This window comes from Thermogemmatispora sp. (genome assembly GCF_042408735.1).
In the GTDB taxonomy this organism is placed as follows: domain Bacteria; phylum Chloroflexota; class Ktedonobacteria; order Ktedonobacterales; family Ktedonobacteraceae; genus Thermogemmatispora.
The window spans coordinates 1-10,999 of sequence record NZ_JBHOQV010000066.1 but is presented as its reverse complement, the minus strand read 5'-3'; the positions used below and the strand labels follow the sequence as shown (position 1 = coordinate 10,999).

Genomic DNA, 10,999 nt, shown 5'->3' with positions numbered 1-10,999 from the left:
ACTTGCTCATCGACATGGTCTCGCAGATAGAGAAGCCGCTTGGCTTCGCTTTCTGTGAATCCCAGTGACAGCAGGCGTTCGAAGTCTGCGTTATCGGTCGCGTAGAGACGGTCCGGCATGATAACGGCGCTCCCTCTATTCTGGACTACCAACGGATTGAGCAAGCGTCTCTTGTTATCGCTCTGCTTAATTACAGAGACGCTTGAAACCGTTCACAGGATACAACATCTTTTTGCCCTTCCAATATTTCTCAGGCGGGAAACTGGAAGTGGCAATCAAGAGGTGGCGATCCTGTTGCTTCCGTAGCCTGCCTTGTGGCCGGTTGAAATCCGCCGGCTGCCAACCTGTCTGAAGGCCGTGGTGGTCTGACAACAGGACGGGCGGGCAGGCAGGTAGGATGAGGCGGTTTCTTCACGTCTCCGACCCTGATAGTTGTTCCCTTTAGTATAGACGAATTATATCCCTAGAAAGTAAACCCTTCAAGGGGTGACAGACGCCGGCCCAGGGCCAACAGGCGCGCAGCTCGCTCGCTGGCCTCGGTCAACAGGGTGGCGGCTTGGGCCATTGCCTGCTGCAGCGAGATGGGGGCCGGGAGGAGGGTCATAATGGCCTCGACCCCCAGGGGATAGACGACCTGGTACTCTTCTCCCAGGCTGCCAGCCAGTGCCAGGACAGGGACACCACGGCTCCGAGCCAGCGAAGCCACAGCGCCCACGCTTTTGCCGTAGGCGGTCTGGCGATCAATTTGTCCCTCCGCCGTGATAAGCAGGCTGGCCCCCCGCAGACGCTCAGCCAGGCCGACGGCTTCCAGCACCAGAGCGGCGCCAGGACGGAGGGTTGCCCCTAGAAAGGCCAACAGGCCAGCCCCAAGCCCGCCGGCGGCCCCGGCTCCGGGCAGGTCGCGCACGGAGCGGCCCAAATCCCGTTGAATGATCTCGGCATAATGCTCCAGGGCGGCGTCGAGCAGGGGGACCATCTCGGGCGTCGCCCCTTTCTGGGGACCATAAACGGCAGAGGCTCCCAGGGGCCCACAGAGGGGATTAGTAACGTCGCAGGCCACCTCGATGCGGCTCTCCCGCAGGCGAGGGTCAAGTCCATCGGGCACGATACGGGCCAGGCGGGCCAGGGCAGCCCCGCCGTAGGGAAGGTCTTCTCCCTGCGCGTCGAGCAGACGCACGCCAAGAGCCTGAGCCATGCCAGCACCACCATCGTTGGTGGCACTGCCTCCGATGCCAATAATCAGGTGGCGACAACCGTAGTCGAGGGCGGCCCGAATCAGCTCACCTACGCCGTAGGTGGTCGTCAGGCGGGGATCGCGCCGCTCTGGGGGAACCAGCGGTAGGCCGGCGCAGGCCGCCATCTCGATCACCGCAGTTTGCCCATTGCCAAGCAGCCCGAAAGTGGCTTCCACCGGTTCGCCCAGCGGTCCAGTAACGGTCTGCCGCACCAACTGGCCGCCCGTGGCACTGACCAGGGCCTCTACTGTGCCCTCCCCGCCATCGGCAATCGGCACCAGATCCAGCTCAGCAGAGGGCAGCACCCTCTCGAGACCGCGAGCAATAGCGCGGGCGGCCTCGGGAGCCGTCAAACTGCCCTTCAGTGCCTGGGGAGCGATCACAATACGCATAGCTGGCTTCCTCTCTGCTCTTCAGGCGTCCTTCTTCTCTTCTACTGCCAGGTGCAGGACAATTGGAGAGCGCTGCGCAGGCGACGCTCGTATTCTCGGCGAGGGATCTCGCTCGCCCCGAGGCTGGCCAGGTGAGGAGTCAGAAACTGGACATCGTGGAGAACATAACCGCGGCTCTTCAGATGCTCAACGAGCGCTACCAGGCAGACCTTCGAGGCGTCCGGAGCGCGTGAAAACATGCTCTCTCCCATAAAGGCCCCGCGCAGAGATACCCCGTAGAGGCCGCCCACAAGTTGACCATCTCTCCAGGCTTCGACACTATGCGCCAGACCGAGATGGTGCAGCTGAGTATAGGTTTCGATGAACGTCTCGCTGATCCAGGTTTCCTCACGGGCCGCGCAGGCGCGCATTACCTCCGTAAAGGCGCTATCCATGCGAATCTCATAGATCCCCTTGCGCAGCGTGGCGCGCAGCGAGCGCGAGATATGCAGGCGCTCGTGTTCAAGAATGGCACGCGGGTCAGGTGCGTACCAGTGGATACATCCCCGGGAGTCAGCCATAGGGAAAAGACCCCGTGTGTAGGCATAGACCACGGTTGCGACATCAAGCTGGTCCGCCATCTGGTCTGCCTCCTTAGTAAGTAGGCTACTAGTATCGCTACAAGCTCAAACCTGACCTCATTGCTGCAGTGTATTGTAGCATAGCAAGTGCACTAGCTTCTGACAAGGCATCCCGCCGCCATTGATGTGCCTCCCACGGCGGGACGCCGCTCGCCGGTTCGGACCAGGCCAAAGGGAGGCCTATTGTTATAGATGCCTTCGTGTGCCCTGGCCTCGACCCAGGGCGCTTCGCACCGGATGCCGACCGCTCTATTGCTGCCGAGACGCCAATTAAAAGCAGCCCAGGCTGGTCAATGCTGAGCGTCCCGCTGTCCTGTGTAGGCGGCCAGCTACGCGAAAGACGGCCATGCTGGACAACCAGGCTGGTAGAGAACCTGAGATGAAGATAATAGCCAGGCGGACCAAACTCGGGCTAGCGAGCTGGCTTGTTGAGCAGGGACGGCCTGGCCAGAAAGACCGGCAACCATCTGCTCATTGACCAGGGGCGGTTGATGCCTAACCCGATTAAGAAGCTGCCCTCGAAGTGAACTGTAACGAACAGCGTTCGGTAAACAGGAGCAAAAAAGATCAGAAACCCTGCAAGCCGGCGGTCAGACCCCGGAGAATGCGCTCATGCGGATCCTTGCGATCAAGATCTCGCTCCTTGCCGCTGAACAGTGTCAGGTGCAACATAGCCATACCGTGAACGACGGCCCGGCAGTGGTAGGTCGTTTCTGCAAGGCTGTAGTCGGGACGTGGGCGGAAAATGGCCTGGTGTGCTGTCAAGGGGGAGAGAGAAAGTGTAAGCCGGCGTCTTCTCCCTGGTGGAGGCTGATAGGCGCCGGCCTGGGAAGCGGCCCAGGGCAGGGCAGCAAAGAAGCCCTGCCCCCAATCCTTTTCAGGCCACCTGCAGGCGCTGGAGGATTGCCAGAAAGTTGGGCGAGCCCCAGCCCGTGACGTAGTCCCAACCGCGAGTTGCGCGATAGAAGCCGTTTTCACCTCTCACAATATCGGTGAATGGCCAGACCCCGCGGGGATCGTTGGCCAGGCGGTAGATGGTTGGCACGCCACCGAAAAGTGGGCGATGGGCCTGGCGCAGGCCCTGGTCGACCAGTGCTGTGCCTGCTGCCCAAATGGGGGCGGCGGCGCTGGTACCTCCGCTGCTGACCCAGCGTCCCTGCCAGAAGATAGAGATATTGTCAGCTGCCGCAGCCACATCGGGCACCTGGCGCAAGCCATTGGGGGCGCGGACCGGCTCTAAATCGGGAGTCAGAATATTGCCCGCAGAGCCGTCGTAGCTGGTCTTCAGGCCCGGCCCGGTCTGCCAGAAGGGGCGCTTGAACAGGGTCTCCTGAGAGACTCCTCCGCCACTACCCCAATCGTTCAGACAGATCACGCTTGAGTTGGGGCTGCGTCCCCAGCCCTCTTCGCTCAGGCGTGCCAGGTGATCATTGACCTGCAGCACCGTGCCTCCAACGGCGATCGCGTAGGGAGCGTTGGCGGGAGAAGAGACCACGGCGATGTTGGGCACGCGCTCGGTGAAGGCGCCACAGTCGCCGCTGCTGATAAAGACCGAAATGCCTTCGGCGGCCAGAATGCGCAGAGCCTGATTGAAGCTGCTCCCCTCATTGGCGCTCAGATTATCCTCGGCTGTCCCATAGCTAACGCTCAGGACCTGAACGCGATTCTCGGCGGCCACCCGCCGGAAGATCGCCAGCATGGCCGCAATAGTGGCCTGGTTAGCCTGGTAGACTACCAGACGAGCTTGAGGGGCCAGGCTCCCGGCCAGCTCGATGTCGAGAGCAGCCTCTCCCTCGCCCGGACCCGGCGGAGTGCGCCCCACGACGTTCACCACCTCGATCTGAGGGGGAGTCAGGCCCGCGCAAGCGAAATAGGTATTCACGTCGGATTGGGCAAACGGCTCGTTCAGCTCCAGGATACCGATACTCATGCCCTGGCCCTGCAGGCCACGCCGATAGAGTTGGTCGAACTGATAGGCCGCTGCCAGTTTCGCCCGTGTCAGCGTCTGCCGAGCGCCGTACTTGCCGCAGTCGGCGGCGCTTCCGGCCGCGGAGAGCGCCTGACGGGCTGACCAGATGCGAGGGATGGCGAAGGTGTTGAGACCGATAATCGATTGCACCAGTGAGGCAATCTGGGAAGGAAGGGAGGGCGTGCCAAGAGGCAGGAAGAATCGATGGCTGGCCAGATCATACTGTCTGAGCTGTAGATGCAGACTGCGCTCGATAGTAGCTACTGAAGCCTCGACCTGCAGCGAGGTGGCCAGGTCATCGACTGCCACCACCCGATACCCCTGTTCGCTGAACCACTGCTGCACGCTCTGCAGCTGCTCCTGGCTAGGTCCAAAGCTGGCACGGATCTGCTGCGGAGTCAGGTAACGCCCATAGAGAGGCGAGTGGGGAGTATAGATCTGGGCGACCGTGCGCTCCAGAGCAGCATCGTTGTAGAGCAGATTAATAGTCAGTGGCAAAACCAGGTTCGAAGGCAGGGGTTGTCCTGCGGGAAGCTGACGGATGACGGGCTGATCAACCACAGGATGGTTGGCCGGCAACGGGGTGGGAGCCTGCCGGGGCAAGGTGACAGGAGCTGTGGGCGTAGCCTTATTCTGGCTTTGATCTCCCGTGGAACCCGCGCCCGGGAAAGTGCAGGCGCTTAGCAAAAGCACCAAAAGCAGACTGATCAGAAAAGTTCCTCTGCGCAGAGACAGATGGGCGCCAGGATGACGCTGGTTATTGCTGCTCATGGGTGATCCTCTCTCCTCCTCTCGATCTGAATGGGCCGGCCCTGCCAGCGAGCGGACCCAACTACAAGCAGGCAAAAAGCGGGTCCCGCTTAGTCCCACGCCTCTTTCGCTCTGCTGGGCCAGTTGCTCAGGCCCGAGTAAAGGTTGGCCCGTAGAGGTCAGGGAAGCTCTTCGCTGCGGAACAGCGGGCGCAGAGCGGTCCGTCTGAAAGCCTCTGTTGACAGACAAAAGTGTAGCTGAGGGAGGGGAACCCTTGCAGTGAAGTGACTAACACTGCCATTGTGATCTGTCTTGTCGGTCAGAGCACGTCCTTGCCGATCAGATCAGAAAGGAGCGAATCCTATTCTCTTCCCCAGGCCCAATATCCGCCCTGCCCTGCCGGCTCGCTCTCTCCTTCTCGCGTCCGTGAGAGGCAGACCCGCCCCTGGACATTCATACCAATCTGTGGTATACTTTGTCATACCAGGACGGTACAGAATTTCAACGGGGAAGAGTTCAATTACGAGGGTTGCCGCCTATGCACTCAGAGAAAGAGGATGCACGAGCTACGTCGTGGAAGGCAGGCGTGTCAGCCCATACTGCCAACGGTTAGCGATGATACACACTGGGGAGATTCAGCCCTGGTGTTTTTTATTTCCTTTGTCACGGTCAGCATGCACTCATTACCAGGCTCTACGCAGATTCTTCAGCTGAATGCGCCGCTGGGATGTCTCCCAGGCGCTGGTGACCTCCGTATCTGATGGCGAAGAGGAGTGACTGGGCCAGTGTTGGTAGTTGTTCGTCCCTCTGCTCCGGGGCGAGACTTCGCGTGAAAGGAGGGTGAGACTTGCTCTCGGGCCATCAGCCCCTTGTAGATCGAGAACATTGCTGATGGGATGGGATAGGCCATAGCCATTGGCCTTGCCGTTGTCCCCGCCTCGTGAGACAGTTGCCGTTGATCTGTATGCGAAGTGGTTGCTTGCTTGCTATACCCGAAGGAGAGTACCGACCGTGAATTCAAGCATGATCAGCAAAATTGCAAAAGCCAAGCGCTACGCGGAAGAGCCGGAGCGTATCCAGTTCACACGCTTCGAGGCCAGGTTCCGCGGCGAGAACGATGTCCATACCACCAACTACGATCATGGAGTCTGGAACTGCACCTGTCGCTTCTTCCAGGATTGGGGACATTGCTCACACACGATGGCCATGCAGCGCGTGTTGGGCGTCACGATCCCCGCGGAACACCGCCAGGGTATTTCCGCCGGCCTTAACACTGGCCCCCTGATGCACTAGCGTGGTGGGGTAGGGACAAAACAGCGTGAGCTGCAGACGGCCCTTATCTCGCCCGGTCATCTGACTCCAGATGGCTGTGCGATCTCTCGGCAAGCTATCCAGGATGCAAGATACTCAAGGCTAAAGGGCAGGAAAAAACAAAGAAAGAAGCACTGAGGACAGGAGGCGCAACCTCGGTGCTTCTGCTCTTTTCTGGCGCTACTGGTCCCAGGAATTGATCAGGTCTGACTCTGCCCGACCAAGGCTCAAAAGGACGGAGCGGAGGGAGAGACAGGATCAGCGCCGCCTGGACCGCTGACCTGCCGGCCGACACGCACTGCAAGAAGGAAGCCGTGCAAAAGCCTGACCTAACCGCCGATAGCTGGCACGAAATGAAGGACGATGAGCGTTGCGAACATGATCGCCGCCAGAATCGCGATCAGTGCCAGGTCGCGGCGGACGTAGGCATAGTGCTCTGGAGTAACCAGGGCGGCACTGCGCGCTGCTGTCCGACCCGCCTGGCGGCGGGCTGCCAATTTGCTAGCCGCGCTGGTGGAACGGGAGGGTTCGGCGGAGGGCACGGGGCGTTCCTGCTCGCGTCTCTCCTCCGGACGTGCCTGGGCGGCAACAGCGGCAGAGGGATGCTGCTTACTCTCGGTTACTGAGCCGCTCTCCGATGGAGCGACGCGGCCTGGCTCTCCCTGCCTGGCCTGGCGAACCAGCTCGACGTGCTTCTGCGCGCGGGCTTTCTGGCGTGTCCCGCTGCGTGCACCTGCTTTCTTAGCCATGCTGACTCACTCCTGTGAATACGGGACCGCTGCCGCAGCTGTAGGTCTCTCTCCGCTCTGCCCCTTCTGACAGGAGACACTGCGGTCCGCGCGGCGCCGCAAGATCTTCACCGCAGCCAATCTGGCTACTCTTCGCTTCTTCTGCTACTCAACACGATGGCTTACCGGCTCGGGCTGCTCCGCTGCCAGAGCGCAACGTTCGCCCAATCTGGCGCCCGACAGCCGCCGGCTGCGAGGTCCATTCGTTGACGTTGGTTGGGCCTATTATACACGAAGACGGCCATCTCGTCGAGAGGTAGCTCTTACCTTCCCAGGGAGCGTACCACGGGCCTGAGTCTGGCAGAGCAGGGCCGTCTCCATTTGACAAAGGACGACGCCTGTGCTACGCTTAGCAGGAGAGGCAAGAAGGCATCTTTTGCCTGTCCCTGTTGCCTGATCGGGGAACCATAGACGCGCAGAAGAGCAACGCTGTCAACATGCCGAGGCTAGCCATCCTCGTGGGCTAGTCTTTTTTCGCTCACCGCAGCCACCGGCGGTCGTCGCCAGCGCGCTCGCTCACTCGAGCAGACAGGCCCTCTGCTCCAATCGGTGGTGGGGCGCCGACTGGCGGCCAGAGGCAGCCTGCAGCACGCCTGGAGCGAGTATTTCGCAATAGAAGCTATGGATGACTTTTGGCAGTTTTGGAAGATTTCAGAGGAACGAAAGTAGCGAGAAGGGAGCGGCAGTATGGCGAGAATTGTGGTCGCCATGAGCGGCGGCGTCGACAGCTCGGTGGCGGCTGCCCTTCTCAAGGAGCAGGGGCACGAGGTCATCGGCATCATGCTGCGCCTCTGGGCGGAGCCTGGCAGCGAGGAAGATGATGGCGTCGAGCGTGTCGTGCAGAACAAGTGCTGCTCGCTGGAAGCGGTTGATGATGCGCGGCGCGTAGCTCGTCTGATTGACATCCCCTTCTATCTGATCAATGTCGAAGAAGAATTTAAGGAGCGAGTCGTCGACTACTTTTATCGGGAGTATGTGGCTGGCCACACGCCCAATCCCTGCCTCGTCTGCAACCGCTTTATCCGTTTCACCGTGCTGCTGAAGCGAGCGCTGGCCCTGGGAGCCGACTATCTGGCCACTGGCCATTATGCTCGTGTTGAGCGTGATCCCCTGACGGGAAAGTATCGCTTGCTGAGGGCGATCGATCGGCAGAAGGATCAATCCTATGTCCTGCATGTCTTGAACCAGGAGCAGCTTGCACGGGCCTGCTTTCCACTGGGGACCTACACCAAGGAGCAGGTGCGTGCCATGGCGGCGGAGCGTGGCCTGCCTGTGGCCAGCAAGCCTGAGAGTCAGGAGATCTGTTTTGTAGCTCGCGACGACTATCGCGGCTTTATCCAGCGCTATGCGGCCAGCCGGGCCGCTGTTGGAGTAGCCGGGGGCGGGGGAGGAGACGGCGGTTTCGGCGGCTTTGGTCCTGCTCTGCCGGTTCCGCGTCCCGGGCCGATCTATGATCGGGAGGGCAACCTGCTTGGAGAGCATCGAGGTCTGGCCTTCTACACCATCGGACAGCGGCGTGGTCTCGGGCTGACCTCGTCCCGTCCGCTCCATGTGCTCAAGATCGATGCCGAGCGCAATGCGCTGATTGTTGGTCCGGCAGAGGCTCTGGAGCGCACCAGCTTTACGGTTCATTCCATGCACTATCTCAGCGGCGACGTACCGGCAGAACCATTTGAGGCTGCGGTCCGCATCCGTTACAAGGCCAGCGAGCAGCGAGCGCGCGTGACGCCGCTGGAGGGACAGCGTGCTCTTGTTGTGCTGGAGCAGCCGGTGCGGGCTGTGACGCCGGGGCAGGGCGCGGTCTTCTATGGTGGCGCCGATGGCGATGAAGTGTTGTGCGGAGGCATCATCGAAGCATGACGGATCAAGCCCATATTCGCAACTTCTGTATTATTGCCCATATCGATCATGGCAAATCGACACTGGCCGATCGTCTCCTCGAATATACAGGGACCATCTCCAGGCGGGAAATGACCGAGCAGGTGCTGGACCAGATGGAGCTGGAGCGGGAGCGAGGCATTACCATCAAGGCCCAGGCTGTGCGCATGCTCTACACGGCTCGCAGTGGCGAGCAGTACGAGCTGAACCTGATCGACACGCCGGGACACGTTGACTTCACCTACGAGGTCTCTCGCAGCCTGGCTGCCTGTGAGGGGGCCTTACTCGTCATTGATGCCACGCAGGGGATCGAAGCCCAGACCCTGGCCAATCTCTATCTTGCCCTGGAGGCCGACCTCACCATTATCCCGGTCATTAACAAGATCGACCTGCCAAGCGCTGATCCTGAGCGCGTGCGTCAGGAGGTCGAGGAGGTGATCGGTCTGCCGGGAAGCGAATGCTTGCTGGCCTCGGCCAAGGAAGGGATAGGCATCAGCGAGATCCTCGAAGCCATCGTTGAGCGCATCCCGCCGCCGCATGGTAATCTCGGGCGCCCCTTGCGGGCCTTGGTCTTCGACTCGCACTATGACAGCTACAAGGGCGTGATTGCCTATGTGCGCATCGTGGACGGCAGCGTGCGTACCGGCGAGCGCATTGCCATGATGGCCACGGGGAGCGTCACCGAGGTTCTCGAAGCCGGCTACTTTCAGCCGCGCCTGGTCGCGACTCAGGTGCTCAGCGCGGGCGAGGTTGGCTATCTGGCAACGGGCTTCAAGAACGTCAAAGATTGTCGGGTGGGCGACACAGCGACCATCCCCGAGGCCCTCGGCCAGATCGAGCCGCTGCCAGGCTACAAGCCGGCCAAGCCGATGGTCTTCGCCGGTTTCTATCCGGTCGATGGTGAGGACTACCCGCTGCTGCGCGATGCCCTGGAGCGCTTGCAGCTCAACGATGCCTCGCTCTCCTTTGAGCCGGAGACCTCGGCGGCCCTCGGCTTTGGTTTCCGCTGTGGTTTTCTGGGCCTGCTGCATATGGAGATCATCCAGGAGCGGCTGGAGCGCGAGTATGGCCTGCGTATTCTTGCGACGGCGCCCAACGTGGAGTACTACGTCACCAGGCGCAACGGCGAGGTGGTCAAGGTCGATAATCCCTCGGCCTTCCCTTCGCCGGGAGAGATCGAGAAGATTGAAGAGCCGTGGGTGGAGCTATCGATCTTCTCGCCGGCCCGCTATATCGGTCCGATTATGGAGCTGGTGACCGCCCGGCGTGGCGTCTTCAAGGAGATGAAGTATATCGAGGCCGACCGTGTGCTCCTGACATATAGTATGCCGCTGGCCGAGCTGATTGTGGATTTCCACGACCAGCTCAAGTCGCGAACGCAGGGCTACGCCTCGCTGGACTACAGCTTTGCCGGTTACCGTGAGGCCGATCTGGTGAAGCTGGATATTTTGGTGAACGGGCAACCGGTCGATGCGCTCTCGATCATTGTGCACCGCAGTGAAGCCTACCGTCGCGGGCGGGCGCTGGTAGAGAAGCTGCATAAGCTCATCCCACGTCAACTCTTCGAGGTGCCCATTCAGGCCGCCATCGGCTCGCGCGTGATCGCCCGCGAGACCATCAGGGCCTTGCGCAAGGATGTGCTGGCTAAGTGCTATGGGGGCGATGTCACGCGTAAAAAGAAGCTGTTGGAGAAGCAGAAGGAGGGCAAGAAGCGCATGAAGATGGTAGGCAGCGTTGAGATTCCCCAGGAAGCCTTTATGGCCGTGCTCTCCCTCAAAGAGGAAGGGGACTAGTCTCCAAAAAAATAAAAGGACGGGGCATAAATAGGTCTTACGTATGCCCCGCAACCCTCTGTTTACGCCTGCCAGGACCCGACGGTCACCCCGTCGTCGCGACCGCCCCTAAACCTCTAGTTGCAGCGGTTGTCAGATCGATGGCGCAGCGCTCAGAGGCTCGGAGAGCCCGCCTTTACGGGCGCTCCTAGTCAATCTGGAACACCATCCCTAAGAGGCGTATCGGTTTCTTCATCTGCATACAACCTCCTTTCGGGATTCCA

7 protein-coding genes are annotated in these 10,999 nt (G+C 60.7%); 3 read left to right on the top strand and 4 right to left on the bottom strand.

The genetic code is table 11. From position 1 onward, the window contains the following. Window positions 1–463 precede the first annotated feature (463 nt). The 3 genes from ACFMO7_RS05225 to ACFMO7_RS05215 all read right to left on the bottom strand — a co-directional run bounded on the left by ACFMO7_RS05225 (window position 464) and on the right by ACFMO7_RS05215 (window position 4,987). Window positions 464–1,627: a glycerate kinase gene (locus ACFMO7_RS05225; RefSeq protein WP_376794458.1), complete on the bottom strand. Its 1,164-nt coding sequence runs from the start codon at window positions 1,625–1,627 to the stop codon at window positions 464–466. A 41-nt stretch (window positions 1,628–1,668) separates the two neighbouring features. Further along, window positions 1,669–2,247 carry a leucyl/phenylalanyl-tRNA--protein transferase gene (aat, locus tag ACFMO7_RS05220; RefSeq protein WP_376794457.1) on the bottom strand — a complete coding sequence of 193 codons (579 nt, stop codon included), beginning with the start codon at window positions 2,245–2,247 and terminating at the stop codon, window positions 1,669–1,671. Window positions 2,248–3,124: 877 nt separating this feature from the next. Further along, on the bottom strand, window positions 3,125–4,987 hold the full coding sequence (locus tag ACFMO7_RS05215) for a protease pro-enzyme activation domain-containing protein (protein WP_376794456.1): 1,863 nt from the start codon (window positions 4,985–4,987) through the stop codon (window positions 3,125–3,127). A gap of 990 nt (window positions 4,988–5,977) precedes the next feature. Between ACFMO7_RS05215 and ACFMO7_RS05210 the strand changes: the two genes are divergently transcribed. Further along, window positions 5,978–6,259 carry a hypothetical protein gene (locus ACFMO7_RS05210; RefSeq protein WP_376794455.1) on the top strand — a complete coding sequence of 94 codons (282 nt, stop codon included), beginning with the start codon at window positions 5,978–5,980 and terminating at the stop codon, window positions 6,257–6,259. Window positions 6,260–6,606: 347 nt separating this feature from the next. Here the strand turns inward: ACFMO7_RS05210 and ACFMO7_RS05205 are convergent, their stop codons facing one another. Continuing rightward, entirely contained in the window at window positions 6,607–7,026 is a 420-nt protein-coding gene (locus ACFMO7_RS05205; RefSeq protein WP_376794454.1) for a hypothetical protein, read from the bottom strand. A 726-nt stretch (window positions 7,027–7,752) separates the two neighbouring features. Between ACFMO7_RS05205 and mnmA the strand changes: the two genes are divergently transcribed. Both mnmA and lepA read left to right on the top strand, forming a co-directional pair. Continuing rightward, on the top strand, window positions 7,753–8,925 hold the full coding sequence (gene mnmA / locus ACFMO7_RS05200) for a tRNA 2-thiouridine(34) synthase MnmA (RefSeq protein ID WP_376794453.1): 1,173 nt from the start codon (window positions 7,753–7,755) through the stop codon (window positions 8,923–8,925). Next, window positions 8,922–10,736 carry a translation elongation factor 4 gene (gene lepA / locus ACFMO7_RS05195; RefSeq protein ID WP_376794452.1) on the top strand — a complete coding sequence of 605 codons (1,815 nt, stop codon included), beginning with the start codon at window positions 8,922–8,924 and terminating at the stop codon, window positions 10,734–10,736. The genes mnmA and lepA overlap by 4 nt, the downstream gene beginning before the upstream one ends. The last annotated feature ends 263 nt before the right edge of the window (window positions 10,737–10,999 follow it).

Coding starts and splice junctions, on each gene's coding strand:
- mnmA (WP_376794453.1), top strand. CDS start 7,753: ATGGCGAGAATTGTGGTCGCCATGAGCGGCGGCGTCGACAGCTCGGTG.
- ACFMO7_RS05215 (WP_376794456.1), bottom strand. CDS start 4,987: ATGAGCAGCAATAACCAGCGTCATCCTGGCGCCCATCTGTCTCTGCGC.
- ACFMO7_RS05205 (WP_376794454.1), bottom strand. CDS start 7,026: ATGGCTAAGAAAGCAGGTGCACGCAGCGGGACACGCCAGAAAGCCCGC.
- aat (WP_376794457.1), bottom strand. CDS start 2,247: ATGGCGGACCAGCTTGATGTCGCAACCGTGGTCTATGCCTACACACGG.
- lepA (WP_376794452.1), top strand. CDS start 8,922: ATGACGGATCAAGCCCATATTCGCAACTTCTGTATTATTGCCCATATC.
- ACFMO7_RS05225 (WP_376794458.1), bottom strand. CDS start 1,627: ATGCGTATTGTGATCGCTCCCCAGGCACTGAAGGGCAGTTTGACGGCT.